The 24,334-nt window shown below is 71.9% G+C and carries 2 protein-coding genes; both read left to right on the top strand.

What is annotated here, in order from left to right:
• Positions 1 to 83: 83 nt before the first annotated feature.
• Entirely contained in the window at positions 84 to 24,119 is a 24,036-nt protein-coding gene (locus tag OOK40_RS30465) for a non-ribosomal peptide synthase/polyketide synthase (RefSeq protein WP_323136132.1), read from the top strand.
• Positions 24,116 to 24,334 carry an MbtH family protein gene (locus OOK40_RS30450; protein WP_266487948.1) on the top strand — a complete coding sequence of 73 codons (219 nt, stop codon included), beginning with the start codon at positions 24,116 to 24,118 and terminating at the stop codon, positions 24,332 to 24,334. The genes OOK40_RS30465 and OOK40_RS30450 overlap by 4 nt, the downstream gene beginning before the upstream one ends.

Raw genomic sequence — 24,334 nt, 5'->3', positions numbered from 1 at the left:
TTCACCACATTGCAAGGCACTCCGAGGCGGCCGCGGCCGGGACGTGCAGTGCCCACGGCAGTAATTCTCCGGAAGGTACCCCCATGTCTCGTCGCGACGAGGTCGCACGTCCTCTGACGGCCGCTCAGCGTGAAATCTGGTTCGCTGAACAATGCGCCGGTGGGGATAATGCGGCCTATCGTATCGGCGAGTACCTGGAAATCCACGGACCTGTCGACGTGGATGTCTTCTCCACCGCGCTGCGCGCGGTCGTCGCGCAGGCCGAAGCCCTGCATGTCCGCTTCCCGGACGACCAGGAGGGACGGTTCGGGGAGGACGGGCCGGTGCAGGTCGTCCACTCGCCGGGGGACTGGGAATTCCCGGTCGTCGATGTCAGCGCGGACGACAACCCGGGCGCGGCGGCGCGCCGATGGATGGCCGCCGACATGTCCCGTCCGATGGATCTCGCCCGTGGGCCGTTGTTCCGTCACACACTTCTGAAACTCCGGACGGATCTATATCTGTGGTACCACGCCTATCACCACATCGTGATGGATGGGTACGGCTATTCCCTCATCGCCCGCGCGGTCGCGGACACGTACACGGCGCTGATGGAGGGACGGCCGGCCGAACAGGCCGTATTCGGACCCTTCCGGGACCTGCTGGAAAGCGATTCCGCCTACCGCGCCTCCGAACGGTTCGCAGCCGATCGTTCCTACTGGACGTCGCGTTTCGCCGACCTGCCGGAGGTCACCACGTTTTCGGGCCGGACACCCGAAATGCTGGCCAACGGCACGGTACGCGGGACCGAACCGGTGGCACCGGAGCGGCCGGACAACCTGACGGCGGCGGCCGAGCGGGCCGGGGTGCGCTGGTCCCGGCTCCTCATCGCGGCGACGGCCCTGTACGTGCACCGCCTCACGGGCTCGCCGGACGTTGTGCTGGGACTCGCCGTCTCCGCGCGCCGGGATCCCGTCCTCACCCGCGTGCCCGGTGCGGTCTCCAACGTGGTGCCGCTGCGGCTGTCCGTCCGGCCGGACATGACGGTGGCAGAACTGGTTGCCCACGTCGTCGACGAGGTCCGCGATGCCGTCGCACACCAGCGGTACCGCGGCGAGGACCTCCACCGGGATCTGTCGCTGCCCGGCACCATCGGCACGGCCTTCTCGCCAGTCGTCAACATCATGTCCTTCGACTACGACCTGCGGTTCGCCGGCCACCACGCCACCGCGCACAACCTCTCGGCCCTCGCCGTCTCCGACCTGGCGGTCGTTGCATGGGACAGGCGTGACGGGTCCGCGCCCCGCATCGCACTGAGGGGCGACAGCACCCGGTACGACGACGCGACCCTCAAGGCCCACCAGGAGCGGCTGATGAGGCTCCTCGAGGGTCTCGCGGCTGTCGCCCCGGAGCTGTCGGTCGGCGCGATCGAGGTGCTGTCGGCAGAGGAGAGGCATCGGCTGCTGGAGGAGTACAACGACACGTCGCTGTCCGTGGATGCCGTTCCGTTGCCCGCGCTCTTCGCGGGGCGGGTGCGGGCGGCGCCGGGTGCGGTGGCCCTCGTGGCGGGGGACACGTCGTTGACGTATGCCGAGCTTGACGCTCGGGCGAATCGGTTTGCGCATGTGCTGGTGGAGCGTGGGGTGGGGCCGGAGCGTGTGGTGGCGCTGGTTCTGCCGCGGTCGGTGGAGCTGGTCGTGGCGATGCTGGGCGTGATGAAGGCGGGCGCGGCGTACTTGCCGGTGGACCCGGGGTATCCGGCGTCGCGGATCGCGTTCATGCTGGATGATGCCCGGCCGGTGCTGGTCGTGGAGGATGCGGCTTTCGTGTCGGAGACGGCCGGGTATCCGGAGTCGGATCCGGGGGTGGGGCTGGATCCGCGTCATCCGGCGTATGTGATCTACACGTCGGGTTCGACGGGACGGCCGAAGGGCGTGGTGGTCAGCCACGCCGGTATCGCCGGGCTGGTGGCGGCGCAGGTGGAGCGGTTCGCCGTCGATTCCGACAGCCGGGTGCTGCAGTTCGCGTCGCCGAGCTTCGACGCCTCGGTGTCCGAGCTGTACACCGCGCTGCTGGCCGGCGCCGCGGTGGTACTGCCGCCGCCGGGGTCTCCGCTCGAGGCACTCACCGACCCGTCGGCCGGGATCACGCATGTCACCGTAGTGCCGTCGGTGCTGGCGGCCGTGCCGGAGGGCGGGCTGAACGCACGCACCCTGGTCGTCGCGGGTGAGGCGTGTTCGGCGGAGTTGGTGGATCGTTGGGCGGGGGGCCGTCGGATGATCAATGCGTATGGTCCGACCGAGGCGACGGTGTGCGCGACGATGAGTGATGCGTTGTCGCCGGGGTCGGGGGTGCCGCCGATCGGGCGTCCGGTGGTGAATACGCGGGTGTATGTGCTGGACGGTGGTCTGCGGCTGGTTCCGGCGGGTGTTGCGGGTGAGTTGTACGTTGCCGGTGGGGGTTTGGCGCGTGGGTATCTGAATCGTCCTGGGTTGACGGCGGAGCGGTTCGTGGCGGATCCGTTCGGGCCGGTGGGTTCGCGGATGTACCGCACGGGTGATCTGGTGCGGTGGCGTGGGGACGGTTGTCTGGAGTTCGTGGGGCGTGTCGACGAGCAGGTGAAGGTGCGTGGTTTCCGTATCGAGCCTGGTGAGGTCGAGGCGGTGCTGTGCGCCCATCGGGATGTCGGGCGGTGTGCGGTTGTGGTCCGCGAGGAGCGTCTTGTCGGTTACCTCGTGCCGGCCTGCGTGGGCGCTGCTGTGGATTCGGAGGGGGTGCGGGCACATGTCCGTGAGCGGTTGCCGCAGTACATGGTTCCGGCGGCGTTCGTGGTGCTGGAAGGGCTGCCGCTGACGCCGAGCGGGAAGCTGGACCGGGCGGCGCTGCCGGACCCGGAGTTCGGCACCGGGGAGCGGAGCAGGGTGCCTCGTACCCCGCGCGAGCAGGTGCTGGCGGAGCTGTTCGCCGAGGTGCTGGGGGTGCCCGGCATCGGCATCGACGACAGCTTCTTCGACCTGGGCGGACACTCCCTCCTCGCCACCCGCCTCATCGCCCGCATCCGTACGTCCTTCGGCGTGGAAGTGGGACTACGGACCCTCTTCGAGGCACCGACGGTCGCCTCGCTGACGGCCTGCATGGAAGGTGCCGACACGGCCAGGCCCGCTCTGGCGGTCCGCGAGCGTCCCGACGTCGTTCCGTTGTCGTTCGCGCAGCGGCGGCTGTGGTTCCTGCACCAGCTGGAGGGCCCGAGCGCGACGTACAACATCCCGCTGGCGCTGCGGTTGTCGGGGGAGCTGGACCGGGCGGCGCTGCAGGCGGCGCTGGTGGACGTGGTGGCGCGGCACGAGAGCCTGCGGACGGTGTTCGCCGAGGTGGACGGTGTGCCGTGCCAGTGGGTGCTGGACGCGGAGGCGGCGTGGCCGCGGCTGCGGGTGACCGAGACATGCGAGCGGGAGCTCGATGCTCGGCTGGCGGAGGCGGCGCGGTACGCGTTCGACCTGTCGGCCGAGGCCCCGCTGCGGGCGGAGCTGTTCGCGATCGCCCCGGAGGAGCACGTCCTGCTGGTGGTGGTGCATCACATCGCGGGTGACGGCTGGTCCATGGGTCCGCTCTCCCGTGACCTGACCACTGCCTACGCGGCACGCGCAGGGGGAGGTAAGCCGCAGTGGGCGCCGCTCGCGGTGCAGTACGCCGACTACACCCTCTGGCAGCGTGACCTCCTCGGTGACGCCGACGACCCGGACAGCCTCCTCGTCCGTCAACTCGCCTACTGGACCGAGGCACTGGCCGGGGCGCCGGATCAGCTGGAGCTGCCGTTCGACCGGCCGCGGCCCGCGGTCGCGTCCCACCGCGGTGGCAGGGTGACGGTGCGGATCGAGCCGCGGCTGCAGCAGGCCCTGGGCGCGCTGGCACGGGACACCGGCTCCAGCCTCTTCATGGTGCTCCAGGCGGGACTCGCCACGCTCCTCGGCAAGCACGGTGCCGGCACCGACATCACGGTGGGTACGCCGGTGGCGGGGCGGACCGACGCGGCCGCGGACGACGTCGTCGGTTTCTTCGTCAACACACTCGTGCTGCGGACGGACCTTTCGGGAGATCCGAACTTCCGCGACCTGCTGGAGCGGGTCCGGGAGAACGCGCTCGCCGCCTACGCCCACCAGGACCTGCCGTTCGAGCACCTCGTCGAGGCACTCAGCCCGGTCCGGTCACTGGCCCACCACCCCCTGTTCCAGGTGATGTTCGCCCTGCAGAACGCACCCGCCGGCGACTTCGAACTCCCCGGGCTCCGGTTGTCCTCCGTGCCCGTCTCCACAGGGACCGCCAAGTTCGACCTGTTCTTCGCAGCGACCGAACGGCACACTGCCGACGGCGGCCCGGGCGGCCTCGACTGCATCGTCGACTACGCGGCCGACGTGTTCGACGCCCGGACGGTCGAGTCGCTCGTGGCACGCTGGGTGAGGGTTCTGGAGGCCGTCACGGCCGAACCGGACCGGCCCCTCCGTGAGGTCGCCGTCATGTCCGCGCAGGAGCGGCGGCAGCTCCTGGCCCCCGCCCGCACCGCGCCTGCCGAGGCTGCCGACACCACCGTCACGGCACTGTTCGAGACCCGGGCGGCGGCGACGCCGGACGCCGTGGCCGTCGTCAGCGGCGACACCACCCTCACGTACGCGGAACTCAACAGCCGGGCGAACCGGCTCGCGCACGCCCTGATCGCGCGCGGCGCGGGCCCCGAGAAGCTGGTGGCGCTGGCCCTGCCGCGCTCCGCCGACCTCGTCGTCGCCGTCCTCGGCGTCCTCAAGTCCGGAGCGGCGTACCTGCCGGTGGACCCGGAGTATCCGCCCGCCCGCATCGCAGCCGTGCTCGACGACGCCGGCCCGGCGCTGCTCGTCACCACGTCCTCGACCGCCGATGCCCTGCCCGGCGGGGAAGGAACGGGGCGGCTGCTGCTCGACGACCCCGCGACGGTCACCGCCCTGGCCGCCTGCCCGGACACCGACCCGGTCACCGCCGTTGCGCCGCAGAACACCGCCTACGTCATCTACACCTCCGGCTCGACGGGACAGCCCAAGGGCGTTGTTGTCCCGCACCGGAACGTCGTACGGCTCTTCTCGGCCACCCGTGAGTGGTTCGGGTTCGGCGCCGACGACGTGTGGACGCTGTTCCATTCGTACGCCTTCGACTTCTCCGTCTGGGAACTCTGGGGCGCGCTTCTCCACGGCGGCCGCCTGGTCGTCGTGCCCCACGACGTGAGCCGCTCCCCGCGCGGGTTCCTGGAGCTGCTCGTACGGGAAGGCGTCACCGTGCTCAACCAGACGCCGTCCGCGTTCCACCAGCTGATGCAGGCGGACCGGGAGCAGCCGGAGACAGGGGCCTGCCTGGCCCTGCGCACCGTCGTCTTCGGCGGCGAGGCACTGGACCTCGGACGCCTCGCCGACTGGTACGAGCGCCACGCCGACGACGTGCCGGTCCTGGTGAACATGTACGGCATCACCGAGACGACGGTGCACGTCACCCACGTCTCCCTGGATCGGCGCACCGCCGCCGAAGCCACGGCCAGTGTGATCGGCGAGCCGATCCCCGACCTGCGCACCTACGTTCTCGACGCGGCCCTGCAGCCGGTCCCGCCCTGTGTGCCGGGAGAGCTGTACGTCGCCGGGGCGGGCCTGGCCCGCGGGTATCTGCACCGACCGGGTCTGACCGCTGCGCGGTTCGTGGCCGACCCCCACGGGCCGGCCGGAGAGCGGATGTACCGCACGGGCGACGTGGTGCGTCGGAACGCGGCCGGCGGCCTGGAGTTCGTCGGCCGTGCCGACGACCAGGTCAAGGTCCGCGGTTTCCGCATCGAACCGGGTGAGATCGAGGCCGTGCTCGCGGAGCACCCGGACGTCGCCCAGGCCGCGGTCGTCGCACGCCGGGACCGCGCCGACGACACCCGGCTCGTCGCGTACGTGGTGCCCGCGGCCGGGTGGACCCTCGCGGCGGAGGAGCTACGCGAACGGCTACGCGAAAGGCTGCCGGAGTACATGGTCCCGGCCGCCTTCGTCGTCCTCGGCACGCTGCCGCTCACGACGAACGGCAAGCTGGACAGGCGCGCGCTTCCCGTCCCGGAGTTCACCCCGGGCGGCGGCCGGGAGCCACGGACTCCGCAGGAGGGGGTGCTCGCCGGCCTGTTCGCCGACGTCCTCGGGCTGCCCGCAGTGGGCGTCGACGACAGTTTCTTCGACCTGGGCGGGCACTCTCTGCTGGCCACCCGGCTGGCCGCCCGTGTCCGGGGTCGGCTGGGCGTCGAGATGGAGCTGCGGACCCTGTTCGAGGCGCCAACGGTGGCCTCCCTGGCGGGCCGCCTCGGCGACGCCGCCCGGGCGCAGCGGAAGCTCACCGCCGTGGCACGTCCCGGGCGGGTGCCGCTGTCCTTCGCGCAGCAGCGGCTCTGGTTCCTGGACCAGATGGAGGGCCCCGGCGCGACGTACAACATCCCCTGGGCGCTCAGGCTGTCCGGCCCCCTGGACCGGGCGGCGCTCGCGGCGGCCCTGGGCGACGTCGTCACCCGGCACGAAAGCCTGCGCACGGTCTTCCCCGTCGTCGACGGCATTCCCGAGCAGCACGTCCTCGACCCGGCACAGGCCCGGCCACGGCTCGACGTCACCGAGGCCGCGGAGACGGAACTGCCGGAGCTGCTGGGGGAAGCCTCGCGGTATGCCTTCGATCTGGCGGGCGAACCGCCGATGCGGGCGCGGCTCTTCGCGCTCGCCCCCGACGAGCATGTGCTGCTGCTCCTGGTCCACCACATCGCCGCCGACGGCTGGTCGATGGGTCCGCTCTCCCGTGACCTGGCGGCCGCGTACGCCGCTCGACGCCGGGGTGAGGAGCCCCAGTGGCCGTCGCTGCCGGTGCAGTACGCCGACTACGCGCTGTGGCAGCGTCAGCTGCTGGGCGATGTCTCCGACCCGGACAGCGTCCTCGCGCGACAGAGCGCCTACTGGAGCCGGGCACTGACAGGTGTCCCGGAATCGCTGGAGCTCCCGTTCGACCGGCCGCGGCCCGCCGTGGCCTCCTCCCGCGGGGGCCGGGTGCCTCTGCGGGTCGGCGCGGAGCTGCACACGGCTCTGGCCGAGCTGGCCAACCGCACCGGTACCAGCCTCTTCATGGTCCTGCAGGCGGGACTCGCGGCACTGCTCGGGAAGCTCGGAGCCGGCACGGACATCCCGCTGGGCACGCCGGTGGCGGGGCGTACCGACGAGGCCGCGGACGACCTGGTCGGTTTCTTCGTGAACACGCTGGTGCTGCGGACGGACCTCTCCGGCGACCCCGGCTTCCTCGACCTGCTCGGGCGGGTACGGGAGAACGCACTGGCCGCGTACGCCCACCAGGACGTCCCGTTCGAGCACCTGGTTGAGGTGCTGAAGCCCACCCGCTCCTTGGCACACCACCCGCTCTTCCAGGTCATGCTGGCGATGCAGAACGCCGTCGGCGACGACCTCGTGCTGCCGGAACTGCAGGTGTGCCCCCTTTCCGTCGATCTCGGTACGGCCAAGTGCGACGTGACCTTCAACGTCGTCGAACACCGCACCTCCGACGGTGGCCCGGACGGGCTCGGCGGAAGCGTCGAGTACGCGGCCGACGTGTTCGATCCGTCGACCGTGGAGTCCGTCGTCGCGTGGTGGCTCCGGCTGCTGGAGTCTGTGGCCGCCGACCCGGACAGGCCGATCGGCCGGATCGATGTGCTCTCCCCGCAGGAGCGGCGTGAGCTCACGGCCGCCGGATGCGGACCCGTTGCGGACCGCAGTGATTCCTGCGTGACGCAGCTGTTCGAGGCTCAGGCGGAGGCGACGCCGGATGCCGTGGCCGTCGTCGCCGGGGACGCCAGGCTGAAATACGCCGAACTGGACGTGCGCGCCGACCGCTTCGCCCACTTCCTGATCGAGCGCGGGGCGGGGCCCGGAACCGTGGTGGCGCTGTCGCTGCCCCGGTCGGCGGAGCTCGTGATCGCGATCCTCGGCGTCCTGAAGAGCGGTGCGGCCTACCTTCCGGTGGACCCCGACTACCCCGACGCTCGCAAGGCGTTCATGCTCGACGACGCGCGGCCGGTTCTCGTCGTGGACGACCCGGACACCGTCCGCGGCACGGAGCAGCAGCCCGCTGCACGGCCCACTCATGTTCCGCTGCCTCAGCAGCCGGCCTATGTCGTGTACACCTCCGGCTCAACCGGGCGGTCCAAGGGTGTCGTGGTCGGCCACGGCAGCCTGGTCAACCTCCTCGAACACCACCGCACGACACTGTTCGCCCCCGGCACGGGGACGTCTGCCGGCCGGCCGCTGCGCGTCGCCCTCACCGCGTCAGTATCCTTCGACGCCTCCTGGGACCAGCTGCTGTGCCTGTTCGCCGGCCACGAACTGCACGTCGTGGAAGGCGAGACGTGGACCGACCCCGACGCGCTGGTGGAACACCTGATCCGGGACCGCATCGACGTCGTCGACGTGACCCCGTCCTACCTCCAGGTCCTCGTCTCCCATGGGCTGCTCGACGACCCGAGGTGGCGTCCGGCCCGCATCGTGGTCGGCGGCGAAGCCGTCCCCGAGCCGCTCTGGCGGCGCCTGAGGTCCACGGAGGGGACCGTCGGCTTCAACTTCTACGGACCGACGGAATGCACGGTCGACGCCGTGACCGCACGCACCGACTGGTCACCCCGGCCGGTGATCGGACGGCCGGTCACCAACACCTGTGTCCACGTGCTCGACGCGAACCTGCGACCGGTGCCCCCGGGAGTCACGGGCGAGCTCTACATCTCGGGCGCCGGACTCGCCAACGGATACCTGGGGCGGCCGGGCCTCACCTCCGAACGGTTCACCGCGGACCCCTTCGGCCCGGCCGGCCGCCGCATGTACCGCACCGGCGACCTGGTCCGCCGACCCGCCCACGGATACCTGGAGTTCGTCGGCCGCGCCGACGACCAGGTCAAGGTCCGCGGGTTCCGCATCGAGCCCGGCGAGATCGAGGCCACGCTCTGCGCCCATCCCGATGTCGACCGCAGCGTGGTGACCGTCCGGGACGACCGGCTGGTCGGCTACGTGGTGCCCGTCACCGGTCGTACGCCCCGCCCCGCGGAGCTGCGCCACCACCTCCAGCAGCGGCTCCCCGGGCACATGGTCCCCTCGGTGCTCGTGCCCCTCGACGACCTGCCGGTCACCCCGAACGGCAAGGTGGACCGCGCCGCGCTGCCCGCCCCGCAGCACCTCCCCGCGGAGCCCGGCCGGGCTCCGCGCACACCGCAGGAACAGCTCCTCGCCGAACTGTTCGCCGACGTCCTCGGGCTGCCCGCAATCGCCGCCGACGACAGCTTCTTCGACCTCGGCGGGCACTCCCTCCTCGCCACCCGCCTCGTCGCCCGTATCAGGGCGGCTCTGGGCGTGGAGATCGAACTGCGCGCGCTCTTCGAGACTCCGACCGTCGCCGCCCTCGCGCACCGGCTCGCCGGAGCCGAGCAGGCCAGGCTCGCCCTCACCCCACGGCAGCGCCCCGACCGGGTGCCGCTGTCCCACGCACAGCGCCGCCTGTGGTTCCTGCACCAGCTCGAAGGCCCCAGCGCCACCTACAGCATTCCCGTGGCGCTCCGCCTCTTTGGGGACCTCGACCGCGAGGCGCTCGAGGCGGCCCTCCGCGATGTCACGGAACGGCACGAGACCCTGCGCACGGTGTTCCGAGAGCACGAAGGGACGCCCTACCAGCACATCGCGCACGGCGACGCCCTGCCCGTAGGACTGACGGTCACCCCGGCCGACGAGGACTCCCTGCCCGGCATGCTCGCCGAGGCCGCCGCGTACTGCTTCGACCTCGTCTCCGAGCAGCCGCTGCGCACCGAACTGTTCGCAGTCGGCCCGGAGGAGCACGTACTGCTGCTCCTCCTGCACCACATCGCCGGCGACGGGTGGTCCGCGGGCCCGCTGGCACGCGACGTCGCCACGGCCTACACCGCGCGCCGCCGCGGTGAGAAGCCGTCATGGCGCCCCCTGCCGGTCCAGTACACCGACTACACGCTGTGGCAGCGCGAGCTCCTCGGCGACGAGTCGGACCCGGACAGCGCGTTCGCACGGCAGCTCGCCCACTGGTCGGACAACCTCGCCGGGCTGCCCGAGCGGATCCAGCTGCCCACCGACAGGCCCAGGCCCGCCTTCGCCTCGTACCGGGGCGGCCACGTCGGCGTGGACCTGAGCCCCGAGCTGCACGCGGCGCTGACCGGTCTGGCCCGCCGGCACGGCACCAGTCTGTTCATGGTGCTCCAGGCAGGGCTGGCCGCCCTGCTCAGCCGCCATGGTGCAGGCACCGACATCCCGCTCGGCACGCCCATCGCCGGGCGCACCGACGAGGCCCTCGACGACCTCGTCGGGTTCTTCGTCAACACCCTCGTCCTGCGGACGGACACCTCCGGCGACCCCACCTTCGCCGAACTGCTCGGACGCGTACGGGACAACGCCCTCGCCGCCTACGCCCACCAGGACCTGCCCTTCGAACACCTCGTCGAGGAGCTCAACCCTGCGCGGTCCCTGTCCCACCACCCGCTGTTCCAGGTCATGCTGGCCCTGCAGAACGCGCCGCTGGCCGAGTTCGACCTGCCTGATCTGAGGCTGTCCACGGTCCCGGTCGCCACCGGCACCGCCAAGTTCGACCTGTTCTTCGCCGTGTCCGAACGGCACGGGCCGGACGGCGTCCCGGGCGGTCTCACCGGAGCTGTGGAGTACGCCACCGACCTGTTCGACGCGGCCACCGTCGAGTCACTCGTTGCGCGCTGGGCACGGCTGCTGGAGGCGGCCGCCACGGACCCGGAGCGCCCCATCGGCGCCATCGAGATCCTGACGGCAGCGGAACGGCACGAGCTCCTTCAGGCCCGCAACGACACGACTGTCGAGCTCCCGGACATCAGCGTGCCGGAACTCTTCGAGGCCCGGGTCCGGGCCACACCTGACGCGGTCGCCGTCGTCGCGGAGGACGCCACCCTCACCTATGGCGAGCTCAACGCACACGCCAACAGGCTCGCCCACGCTCTCATCCGGCGGGGCGTCGGGCCCGAGAGCGTCGTGGCACTCGCCCTGCCCCGCTCCGCCCGGTTCGTCACCGCGATGCTCGCCGTACTCAAGACCGGCGCCGCATACCTGCCGGTGGACACCGAGTACCCGAAGGCCCGGATCGCCTTCATGCTCCACGACGCACGGGCGGCGCTGCTGCTGACCACCCCGGACACCGACACCCTGGTCCCCGCGGATCTCGCCACCCCCCGGCTCGAACTGGACCCGGCACGGCCCGCCGGAGTCCCGGACACGTTCCCCACGACCGATCCCGTCGACGCCGACCGCACCACGCCGCTGCTCCCGCAGCACCCGCTCTACGTGATCTACACCTCCGGCTCCACCGGCCGGCCCAAGGCCGTCACCATGCCGGCGCGGGCCGTGCACAACCTGCTGCTGTGGCACCACCATGCCCTCGGCGGCGACGCGACCGCACCGGCCGCCGCGCCCGCTCGCACCGCCCAGTTCACCGCGATCAGCTTCGACGTCTCTGTGCAGGAGATTCTGTCCGCGCTGGCCTTCGGCAAGACCCTCGTCGTACCGACGGAGGACGAGCGGCGCAGCGCCGAACTCCTGGTCTCCTGGCTGGACCGGCACGAGGTGACGGAACTGTTCGCACCGAACCTGGTCGTCGAGGCGGTCGCCGAGGCGGCGCTCGAGAGCGGACGTACCCTTCCGTCGCTGCGGTCCGTTGCCCAGGCAGGCGAGGCACTGCGGCTCGGCGGGCAGGTCCGCGCGTTCCACACGAGCAGCCCTGGAAGGGTGCTGCACAACCACTACGGGCCTGCCGAGACCCATGTCGTCACCGCCTGCACCCTCCCCGCCGACCTCGCCGGCTGCCCCAGGACCCCACCGATCGGCCGCCCCGTCGCGAACACCCGGGTCTACGTCCTGGACGCCGCGCTGCGCCCCGTGCCCGCCGGTGTGCCGGGCGAGCTGTACATCGCCGGCGTCGCCCTGGCACGCGGCTATCTGCATCGGCCGGGCCTCACCGGCGTACGGTTCGTGGCCGACCCGTACGGCCCGGCCGGGACCCGGATGTACCGCACGGGCGACCTCGTGCGGTGGACCGCCGACGGCCCCCTGGAGTTCCTGGGCCGCGTCGACCACCAAGTCAAGGTCCGTGGCTTCCGCGTCGAACTGGGCGAGATCGAGGCCGCGCTCAGCGAAGGCCCCGAAGTGGCGCAGTGTGCCGTGCTCGCCCACGAGTTCCGCCCCGGCGAGAGGCAGATCGTCGCCTACGTCGTGCCCACCGGTGACGGTCCCGTGGACCGTGCCGACGGCGCACCCGACGGGGAGTGGTACCGCCGGCTGCGCGCCCACCTCGGTGACCGCATCCCCGAGTACATGGTGCCCGCAGCCTTCGTGACCCTCGACGCACTGCCGCTGACCTCCAACGGCAAACTCGACCGCGGCGCCCTGCCCGCCCCCGACCTCGCACCCGCCGCCTCCGGCCGGGCACCGCGCACCCCGCACGAGCACGTGCTGTGCGAACTGTTCGCCGAAGTCCTCGGGGTGGAGCGGGTCGGCATCGACGACAGCTTCTTCGACCTCGGCGGACACTCACTCCTCGCCACGCGTCTCGTCTCCCGGGCCCGCGCCACGCTCGGCGTGGAGCTCGACCTGCGCAGCCTCTTCGAGACGCCCACCGTCGGCGGACTCGCCGCCCGGCTCGGTGAGGCGGAACAGGCCCGCCCGGCCCTGGCCCGCCTCCCGCGCCCCGAGCGCGTGCCGCTGTCGTACGCCCAGCGCCGCCTGTGGTTCCTGCACCGGCTGGAGGGCCCCAGCGCCACCTACAACATGCCCCTGGCCCTCCGATTGTCGGGCTCACTGGACCAGGAGGCGCTTCGGTCCGCGCTGCGCGATGTCGTGCACCGGCACGAGAGCCTGCGCACGCTCATCGGCGACACCGACGACGGCGAGCCGTACCAGCGGATCGTCACCGCGGTGGAGGCCTGCCCGGGGCTGGCCGTGACACGGGTCGCCGAAGAGAACCTCGCCGACCGGCTGGCTGCGACGGCCGCACACCGCTTCGACCTGGCCGCCGAAGCGCCGTTGCGGGCCGAGCTCCTCGCTGTCTCACCCGAGGAACACGTGCTGCTGGTGGTCGTCCACCACATCGCCGGCGACGGCTGGTCCCTCGAACCCCTCGCCCGCGACCTGACGACGGCCTACGCCGCCCGCCGTCGCGGCGACGAGCCGTCCTGGACCGCGCTGCCCGTGCAGTACGCCGACTACGCGCTGTGGCAACGCGAGCTCCTCGGCGACGCCTCTGACCCGGGCAGTCTCTTCGCGCGGCAGCTCGCCCACTGGACCGAGCGGCTGGCCGGCCTGCCCGAGCGGATCCAGCTGCCGGCCGACCGGCCCAGGCCCCCGGCCATGTCCCACCGGGGTGCCCTGCTCACCGTGGACATGGGAGCCGAGCTGCACGCCCGTCTGACGGGCCTGGCCCGGAGCACCGGCAGCAGTCTGTTCATGGTCATGCAGGCGGGGCTGGCCGCGCTGTTCACCCGGCTCGGCGCGGGCACCGACATTGCCGTCGGCGCCCCGGTCGCCGGGCGCACCGATCAGGCGCTCGACGACCTCGTGGGTTTCTTCGTCAACACCCTCGTCCTGCGGACGGACACCTCCGGCGATCCGACGTTCGCCGAGCTGCTCGGGCGTGTGCGGGACGGCGCGCTGGCCGCGTACGTCCACCAGGACGTGCCGTTCGAGCACCTGGTGGAGGATCTCAACCCGGCGCGGTCGTTGTCCCACCACCCGCTGTTCCAGGTGATGCTCGCCTTGCAGAACGCGCCCACCGGCGACTTCGAGCTGCCCGGCCTGCGTGTCTCGGGACTGACGGTGCCCACCGGCACCTCGCGGGTGGATCTGACGTTCAGCCTCGCCGAGCGGCGCGGCGACGACGGCACCCCGGGCGGACTCCATGGCGTCGTCGAGTACAGCACGGACCTGTACGACCCGGCCACGGTCAAGTCGCTCGTCGCACGGTGGACACGGCTCCTGGACGCGATGGCCGCCGACCCGCGACAGCGGATCGGGCACATCGACATCCTTTCCGCCGAGGAACACCGCCGCCTGCTCGCCGACCACGACGACACCTCCCTTCCCGTCTCCGAGGCGAACTTCCCCGCGCTCTTCGCGGGGCGGGTGCGGGCGGCGCCGGGTGCGGTGGCCCTCGTGGCGGGGGACACGTCGTTGACGTATGCCGAGCTTGACGCTCGGGCGAATCGGTTTGCGCATGTGCTGGTGGAGCGTGGGGTGGGGCCGGAGCGTGTGGTGGCGCTGGTTCTGCCGCGGTCGGTGGAGCTGGTCGTGGCGATGCTGGGCGTGATGAAGGCGGGCGCGGCGTACTTGCCGGTGGACCCGGGGTATCCGGCGTCGCGGATCGCGTTCATGCTGGATGATGCCCGGCCGGTGCTGGTCGTGGAGGATGCGGCTTTCGTGTCGGAGACGGCCGGGTATCCGGAGTCGGATCCGGGGGTGGGGCTGGATCCGCGTCATCCGGCGTATGTGATCTACACGTCGGGTTCGACGGGACGGCCGAAGGGCGTGGTGGTCAGCCACGCCGGTATCGCCGGGCTCCACGCCGCGACCGTCGAGCGCTTCGGGATCGGCACCGGCAGCCGCATTCTGCAGTTCACGTCGCCGAGCTTCGACGCCTCCTTCTGGGATCTGTCGAACGCGCTGCTCTCGGGAGCCGCCCTCGTCCTGGCCCCGGCCGACGAGCCGCTGTCCGGCCTGGCCGACTGCCGCAACGGCGTGACCCACGCGGTGCTCCCGCCGTCCGCCCTGGCGGCGTTGGCAGCAAGCGAAGTGCCGTCGGCGACCACCCTCGTGGTCGGCGGTGAGGCGTGTTCGGCGGAGTTGGTGGATCGTTGGGCGGGGGGCCGTCGGATGATCAATGCGTATGGTCCGACCGAGGCGACGGTGTGCGCGACGATGAGTGATGCGTTGTCGCCGGGGTCGGGGGTGCCGCCGATCGGGCGTCCGGTGGTGAATACGCGGGTGTATGTGCTGGACGGTGGTCTGCGGCTGGTTCCGGCGGGTGTTGCGGGTGAGTTGTACGTTGCCGGTGGGGGTTTGGCGCGTGGGTATCTGAATCGTCCTGGGTTGACGGCGGAGCGGTTCGTGGCGGATCCGTTCGGGCCGGTGGGTTCGCGGATGTACCGCACGGGTGATCTGGTGCGGTGGCGTGGGGACGGTTGTCTGGAGTTCGTGGGGCGTGTCGACGAGCAGGTGAAGGTGCGTGGTTTCCGTATCGAGCCTGGTGAGGTCGAGGCGGTGCTGTGCGCCCATCGGGATGTCGGGCGGTGTGCGGTTGTGGTCCGCGAGGAGCGTCTTGTCGGTTACCTCGTGCCGGCCTGCGTGGGCGCTGCTGTGGATTCGGAGGGGGTGCGGGCACATGTCCGTGAGCGGTTGCCGCAGTACATGGTTCCGGCGGCGTTCGTGGTGCTGGAAGGGCTGCCGCTGACGCCGAGCGGGAAGCTGGACCGGGCGGCGCTGCCGGACCCGGAGTTCGGCACCGGGGAGCGGAGCAGGGTGCCTCGTACCCCGCGCGAGCAGGTGCTGGCGGAGCTGTTCGCCGAGGTGCTGGGGGTGCCCGGCATCGGCATCGACGACAGCTTCTTCGACCTGGGCGGACACTCCCTCCTCGCCACCCGCCTCATCGCCCGCATCCGTACGTCCTTCGGCGTGGAAGTGGGACTACGGACCCTCTTCGAGGCACCGACCGTCGCCGGACTCGCCGCGAGGCTCGACGGCCTCGGACGCCCACGCCGCGCGCTCCGGGCGTACCCGCGTCCCGACGTCGTTCCGTTGTCGTTCGCGCAGCGGCGGCTGTGGTTCCTGCACCAGCTGGAGGGCCCGAGCGCGACGTACAACATCCCGCTGGCGCTGCGGTTGTCGGGGGAGCTGGACGGTACGGCCCTCCGGTCGGCGCTCGTCGACGTGGTGGCGCGGCACGAGAGCCTGCGGACGGTCTTCACCGACGTCGACGGTGTGCCCTGCCAGAGCGTTCTCGACCCCGAGGAGGCGTGCCCCCGGCTGCGGGTGACCGACACGGAGGAGGCGGAACTGCCGCAACGGCTGGCGGAGGCGGCGCGGTACGCGTTCGACCTGTCGGCCGAGGCCCCGCTGCGGGCGGAGCTCTTCGCCCTCACTCCCACCGAGCACGTCCTGCTGGTGGTGGTGCATCACATCGCGGGTGACGGCTGGTCCATGGGTCCGCTCTCCCGTGACCTGACCACTGCCTACGCGGCGCGCGCAGGGGGAGGTAAGCCGGAGTTGTCGCCGCTCGTGGTGCAGTACGCCGACTACACCCTCTGGCAGCGTGACCTCCTCGGTGACGCCGACGACCCGGACAGCCTCTTCACCCGTCAACTCGCGTACTGGGCAGAGCGGCTGGCGGACCTGCCCGAGCAGGTCCAGCTGCCGACGGACAGGCCACGTCCGGCCGTGGCCTCGTACCGGGGCGAGCGCCTCATCGCGGAACTGAGCCCCGAGCTGCACGCCGGACTGGCGGCACTGGCCCGCCGGTGCGGTGCCAGCCTTTTCATGGTGCTCCAGGCCGGGCTGGCCGCCCTGTTCACGCGGCTCGGCGCGGGCACCGACATCGCCGTAGGCAGCCCCATCGCCGGGCGCACCGACGACGCGCTCGACGACCTCGTGGGCTTCTTCGTCAATACGCTGGTCCTGCGCACCGACACCTCCGGTGACCCCACCTTCGACGAGCTAGTGCGGAGGGTGCGGGAGAACGCCCTGACCGCCTACGCCCACCAGGACCTGCCGTTCGAGCACCTGGTGGAGGAGCTCAACCCGGCGCGGTCGCTGTCCCACCACCCGCTGTTCCAGGTGATGTTCGCCCTGCAGAACGCACCCGCCGGTGACTTCGAGCTCCCCGGGCTGCGTGTGTCGCCCGCCCCGGCCCCCACCGGCACCGCCAAGTTCGACCTGGGCTTCAGCCTGTCCGAGCGGTACGGCGAGGACGGCACGCCACAGGGGGTCATCGGTACCGTCGAGTACGCCACCGACCTCTACGACCGTGCCACGGTCGAAACCCTCGTCGCCCGCTGGACACGGCTACTGCAGGCCGTCGTCGCCGACCCCGGACGGCCGGTCGGCCAGGCCGACGTGCTGTCCGCCGATGAGCAGAACCGCCTGCTGGCCACCTACAACGACACCGACGTCCCCGTGGACGCCGTCCCGCTCCCCGTCTCCTTTGCCGCGCAGGTGCGGGCGACGCCGGACGCTGTGGCCCTCGTCTGCGGCGGCACCACCCTCACCTACGCGGAACTCGACGCGCGTGCCAACCGGTTTGCGCACGCCCTGATCGGGCGCGGAGTGGGCGGCGAGCAGATCGTGGCCCTCGCCCTGCCCCGCTCGGTGGAGCTGGTCGTGGCGGTCCTCGGGACGATGAAGGCGGGCGCGGCCTACCTCCCCGTCGACCCGGAGTACCCGCAGTCCCGGATCGCGTTCATGCTCGACGACGCCCGGCCGGTCCTCGTGGTCGACGACCCGGCGATGGTCACAGGGACGGACGGTTTCCCGGAGACCGATCCGGTCGTCGCGACCGACGTGCGCAACCCCGCGTACGTCATCTACACCTCGGGCTCGACCGGACGGCCCAAGGGCGTGGTGGTGAGCCACGCCGGGATCGCCGGTCTGGTGGCCGCCCAGGTCGACCGGTTCGCGATCGACTGCCGCAGCCGAGTCCTGCAGTTCGCCTCACCGAGCTTCGACGCCTCCGTCTCCGAGCTGTACACGGCACTGCTGACAGGCGCGACGCTGGTGCTGCCGCCCCCCGGACCGCCGCTCGACGCCCTGAGGGGCGACGCCCTCGGCGTGACCCATGTGACGCTGGTTCCGTCGGTGCTGGCGGCCCTGCCGGACGACGCCGGACTGTCGGTGTCGACGCTGGTGGTGGCGGGCGAGGCGTGTCCGCCCGAGCTGGTGGCACGGTGGGCGCCCGGGCGGCGGATGATCAACGCCTACGGTCCCACCGAAACCACGGTCTGCGCGACCATGAGCGACCCGCTCACTTCCGGCGCCGGAGTCCCGCCGATCGGCCGCCCCATCGCCAACACCCGCGTGTACGTGCTGGACAGTGCCCTGCGCCCGGTGCCGGAAGGCGTGAGCGGGGAACTGTACGTCGCCGGCGGCGGCCTCGCCCGCGGCTACCTGAACCGGCCCGGTCTGACCGCCGAGCGTTTCGTGGCGAATCCGTACGGGCCCGCCGGTGCGCGGATGTACCGCACCGGCGACCTGGTGCGGTGGAACGCGAACGGGTGCCTGGAGTACGTCGGCCGGGCCGACGACCAGGTGAAGGTGCGCGGCTTCCGCATCGAACCCGGCGAGATCGAGGCGGTCCTCGCCACCCACCCGGGGGTGGGCCAGGCCGCGGTGGTCGCCCGGCAGGACCGTACCGACACGCCCGAAGGCCGGCAGCTCGTCGCGTACGTCGTCGCGAGCAACGACGCCGGGACCGGACGGGACCACCGGCTCGAAGAGGATCACGTCGGGGAGTGGCGGGAGATCTATGACGCGCTGCCCATCACGGCGTCCCCGGCCGGTTTCGGCCAGAACTTCACCGGCTGGAACAGCAGTTACGACGGCGAGCCCATCCCCGTGGAGCAGATGCGGGAGTGGCGCGACGCGACCGTGGACCGCATCCTGTCACTGCGTCCCCGGCGGGTGCTGGAGGTCGGCGTCGGCACCGGACTGCTGCTCTCCCGGGTCGCGCCCCACTGCGAGACCTACTGGGCGACCGACTTCTCCGCCACGGCCATCGACGCGCTGGCGGAACGGCTCGGCGACCGACCGGACCTCGGCGGAAGGGTCGTCCTGCGGAACCAGCCCGCGCACGACACCGACGGGCTGCCCGCCGGCACTTTCGACACGGTCGTCGTGAACTCGGTCGTCCAGTACTTCCCGGGCGCCGACTACCTCGCCGACGTCGTGGGACGGCTCATGGCCCTGCTTGCGCCCGGCGGCACCCTCTTCCTCGGCGACGTACGCAACCTGCGGCTGCTGCGCCCGTTCGCCACCGCGGTACAGCTGCACAAGGCGGGCGAGGACACCGACCTGGTGACCGTGCGGCGCGCGGTGGAGCAGGCCCTGCTGGTCGAGAAGGAACTCCTCGTCGACCCCGACTTCTTCACCACCCTGCGCGACACGAGCAACGACATCGGCGCGGTGGCCGTCCACGTCAAGCGAGGCGGCCACCACAACGAGCTCACCCGCTACCGTTACGACGTCACCCTGCGCAAGCCGCCCGTCACCCCACGCGCGCTGGACGCACCCGCCGAAGTGGCATGGGGTCGGCAGATCTCCGGCCTCGACGCGCTGCGCGGGCTGCTCAACGATCTGCCCCCGGCGGCCGCGCTCCGCGTCACCGGGGTGCCGAACGGCCGCGTCGTGCGGGAGGCGGCCGTCGCCGAGGCCGTGCGCCGCGGTGACGCCACCCTGCCGGACCTGCTCGCCCGGCTGCACGGCCCCGAGGACAAGGGCCTTGTCGACCCGGAGGAGTTCCACGCCCTCGGCGAGGCGTACGGGCGATGGGTCGGCGTCACCTGGTCGCCCACCGCGGACGACGCCCTCGACGTCGTCTTCGCCGCGTCCACGGACGCCTCCACCGCCGTGCCCGACGGTCTCTACCGTCCGCGGCGGACGACGGACACGCCGCTGTCCGGGCTCACCAACCGCCCGACCGGTGTTCACGTCACCGGGGCCCCGGCCGCCGAGCTGCGCGAATGGCTGCGCGCCCGCTTGCCCGAACACCTCGTTCCGTCGGCGTTCGTGGCGCTGGAGGCCCTGCCGCTGACCGCAGCCGGAAAGCTGGACCGGCGCGCCCTGCCCGCCCCCGACCTCGGAACGGCAGGACGCGGCCACGCCCCGCGCACCCCGCAGGAACAGCTCCTCGCCGATCTGTTCGCCGAGGTCCTCGGCCTCGCCGAGGCTGGTGTCGACGACAGCTTCTTCGACCTGGGCGGGCACTCGCTGCTCGCCATCCGGCTGGTGTCCCGGATCCGCGCCGTCTTCGGAGCGGAGCTCGATGTCAGGAGTCTGTTCGAGGCACCGACGGTGGCCGCGCTCGCGGCCCGGCTGGACGCGGCCGGCCGCGCCCGGCCCGCCCTGACGGCCCGGGAGCGCCCGCAGCGGATGCCACTGTCGTTCGCCCAACGCCGCCTGTGGTTCCTGCACCAGATGGACGGTCCCGGGGCCACGTACAACATGCCGCTGGCACTTCGGCTGACCGGCCCGCTCGATCGGTGTGCGCTGCGTGACGCGCTCGGCGACGTGGTCACGCGCCACGAGAGCCTGCGCACCGTGTTCCGCGCCTTCGGCGGCACCCCGTACCAGCACGTGCTCACGCCCGAAGAGGCGCGCCCTGCCCTGCCCGTCGTCGAGACGGACGAGTCCGGCCTCGCGGACCGGCTGGCGGAGTCCTCCCGCCGCGGCTTCGACCTCGCCTCCGAAACGCCCGTGCGCGCCGAGCTGTTCGCGATCGCCCCGGACGACCACGTGCTGCTGGTCGTCGTGCACCACATTGCGGGGGACGGCTGGTCGATGGGGCCGTTGTCGCGGGACCTGGCGACTGCCTACGCGGCCCGCTGCCGGAGCGAGGAGCCGCGGGGGTTGCCGCCGGCGGTGCAGTACGCCGACTACACCCTGTGGCAGCGCGAGCTCCTCGGGGATGCCTCCGATCCGGACAGTCTGTTCGCCGCCCAGCTGGCGTACTGGACGGACGCCCTGGCCGGCCTTCCGGAGCAGATCCAGCTTCCCGCCGACCGGCCACGCCCCGCAGCGGCCTCCCAGCGCGGCGACCAGCTGCCGGTGCGCATCGACGCCGCACTCCACCAAGGCCTGCGCGGGCTCGCCGCGGCCCACGGCGCCAGCATGTTCATGGTGCTGCAGGCCAGTCTCGCGGCGTTGCTCAGCAGGCTCGGAGCCGGGGACGACATCCCGGTCGGCAGCCCCATCGCCGGACGCAACGACCAAGCCCTCGACGACCTCGTCGGCTTCTTCGTCAACACCCTCGTCCTGCGCACCGACACGTCCGGCGACCCCTCCTTCACCGAACTGCTCGCACGCGTGAGGGAGACGGCCCTCGCCGCGTACACCCACCAGGACGTGCCGTTCGAGTACCTTGTCGAGGCTCTCAACCCCGCACGCTCACTCGCACACCACCCGCTCTTCCAGGTCATGCTCGCTCTGCAGAACGCGCCCACAGGGGACTTCGAGCTGCCGGGTCTGAGGACCGGCTTCGTCTCCGCCCCCACCGGCACGGCACGCGTCGACCTCACCTTCAGCCTGGCCGAGGAGCACCGGCCGGACGGCGGACCGGACGGGATCGCCGGCGCGGTGGAGTACGCGACCGACCTGTTCGAGCGCCCCACGGTCGAGGCGCTGTTCGCCCGGTGGGTGCGCTTGCTCCAAGCGGTCGTCGCCGACCCTGGCCGGCCGGTCGGCCGCATCGACGTCGTGTCCCCGGAGGAACGAGACCAGCTGCTGGCCGGCCCGCAGGAGCCCGCCGAAGAGCTCCCCGCCACCGGGCTGCCGGAGCTTTTCGCCCGGCAGGTGCGCGCCACACCCGACGCCGTCGCGGTCGTCGCCGGGGACACCACCCTGACGTACGCCCGACTCGACGAGCGTGCCGACCGCGTCGCGCACGCACTGGCCGGGCAGGGCGTGCGGCCCGGCGACACGGTGGCGGTGATGCTGGAGCGCTCCGCCGAGCTCCTCGTGGCGATCCTTGCCGTCGTCAAGGCGGGCGCCGCCTACGTACCCCTCGACCCGCGCTTCCCTTCCAGCCGGGTCGACCTGATCGTCCGGGAGACGGGTGCGGGGCTGGTGCTCACACACGACGTGCTCACCGCGCTGGTCCAGGGACTGTCCGTGACCGGGGCATCGGCCGTCACCTGCCACCCCCGCGGGCTCGCGTACATCATGTACACCTCCGGCTCCACCGGCCGGCCCAAGGGCATCGCCGTCACCCACCACGACGTGGCGGGCCTGGCGCTCGCGCCGTGCTGGCGCGGCGGCGCCCATGAGCGGGTGCTGCTGCACTCCCCGACGGCCTTCGATGCCTCCACGTACGAGATGTGGGTGCCGCTCCTCAATGGCGGCTGCGTCGTGGTCGCGCCGCCGGGACAGCTGGACACGGCCGCGCTCGCCCGCGTCGTCGCCGAGCACGAGGTGACGGGGCTGTGGCTGACGGCCGGTCTGTTCCGGCTCGTCGCGGAGGAACGCCCCGACACCTTCGCCGGGGTACGGGAGATCTGGACGGGCGGCGACGTCGTGTCCGTGTCCGCCGTCCACCGGGTACGGACCGCCTGCCCGGGCACAGAGGTGGTCAACGGGTACGGGCCTACGGAGACGACCACATTCGCCGCCTGCCATCGGGTGGGCGACCTCCCGGCAGGGGCGCACTGCGTCCCGATCGGCAGGCCGATGACCGGGATGCGGCTGTACGTCCTCGACGCCGGCCTGGGACTCGTGCCGCCCGGTGTCGTCGGCGAGCTGTACATCGCCGGGACGGGCCTCGCCCGTGGCTACCACGGCCGGGCCGCCCTGACTGCGGAACGCTTCGTCGCCGACCCGTACGGTCCCGTCGGCACCCGCATGTACCGTACGGGCGACCTCCTGCGGCGCAACGCCGCAGGGGAGCTCGAGTTCGTCGGCCGAGCCGACGACCAGGTCAAGCTCCGCGGGTTCCGCATCGAGCCCGGTGAGATCGAGGCCGCGCTGGCCGACTGCCCGGGTATCGCCCAAGCGGCGGTCGTGGCCCGCGAGGACCGGCCCGGGGACAAGCGGCTCGTCGCGTACCTCGTACCCGCGCCCGAAGGGGCCCGGGAGGCGCTGGAGCTGTCCGACCGGCTCCTGCGCCGCCTGCCCGAGTACATGGTGCCGTCCGCGTTCGTCACCCTCGAGGCGCTGCCGCTCACCAGGAACGGCAAGCTGGACCGCGCGGCGCTGCCCGCACCCGAGTACGGCTCCGCCGGCACCGGACGGTCCCCGAGGACACCGCGGGAGCAGCTGCTGTGCGACCTGTTCGCCGAGGTGCTCGGCCGGGAGCAGGTCTGCATCGACGACAGCTTCTTCGACCTCGGTGGCCACTCGCTGCTGGCGGCCCGTCTGGTGTCCCGGGTCCGCGAGACCCTCGGCATCGAGCTGGGGCTGCGCACTCTCTTCGAGGCGCCGACCGTGGCCGCGCTCACCGGACGCCTGGCCATGGACGACCCCGACGACGCGTTCGACGTGCTGCTGCCGCTGCGGACCACCGGCCGGTATCACCCGCTGTTCTGCGTCCACCCGGGCGGCGGCATCAGCTGGTCGTACTGCGGACTGATGAACCACCTCGGGCCCGAGTACCCGGTGTACGCCATCCAGGCGCGCAGCCTCGGCCGGCCCGAGCCCCGGCCCACCTCCATCGAGGAGATGGCGGCCGACTACGTGGAGCAGATGCGCAAGGTCCAGCCCGCGGGGCCGTACCAGGTGCTCGGCTGGTCCGCCGGCGGGCTCATCGCCCACGCGATCGCCACGGAGCTGCAGCGCCAGGGGGAGCGAACCGCGCTGCTGGCGGTCCTCGACGCCTACCCGGTCGGTGACGTCTCCTTCGACGAGCCCCCCGTCCCCACCGAGCGGGACGTCCTCGTCGGCATGCTGGACTGCGACGCGGAGGAACTCGGCGACGGCCCGCTGACCTACACCGAGGTCGCCGACATCCTCCAGCGACGCGGCAGCGCCCTGGCCAGCCTCCAGGAACGCCACATCGAGGCCGTCGTCCAGATCATGATCAACAACGCGCGTCTGGCACTCGACTTCATCCCCGGCCTGTTCGACGGAGACATGCTCCTGTTCAACTCCACGATCGACCGCCAGGAGGACGGGCCGGACGCCGACGTCTGGCGGCCCTACGTCACCGGCCGTGTCGAGTCCTACGACATCACCACCCGGCACGACCGCATGACCCAGCCGGGATCACTCGTCCAGATCGGTCCGGTCCTGGCAGCGAGGATCGCGGACATCACCGAGCGGATTCACGAGCGGATCCACACCGACAAAGAGGAGAACCGATGACCACCAACCCCTTCGAGGACAAGGACGGCAGGTACCTGGTGCTTGTCAACGACGAGGGCCAGCACTCCCTGTGGCCTTCCTTCGCCGAGGTGCCCGACGGCTGGAGCGTCGCCCACCCGGAGGACAGCCGGGAGGCCTGCCTGGAGTACGTGGAACACAACTGGACCGACATGCGGCCACGGAGCCTCGTCGAGGCCATGAGCGAGCGTGGCTGA

It is taken from the genome of Streptomyces sp. NBC_01481 (assembly GCF_026339995.1).
In the GTDB taxonomy this organism is placed as follows: domain Bacteria; phylum Actinomycetota; class Actinomycetes; order Streptomycetales; family Streptomycetaceae; genus Streptomyces.
The sequence above is the reverse complement of the archived record's forward strand: the minus strand, read 5'-3'. Positions and strand labels throughout refer to the sequence as shown.

Bases quoted from the DNA above. Each gene is read 5' to 3' on its own strand.
- OOK40_RS30450 (WP_266487948.1), top strand. From the start codon at position 24,116: ATGACCACCAACCCCTTCGAGGACAAGGACGGCAGGTACCTGGTGCTT.
- OOK40_RS30465 (WP_323136132.1), top strand. From the start codon at position 84: ATGTCTCGTCGCGACGAGGTCGCACGTCCTCTGACGGCCGCTCAGCGT.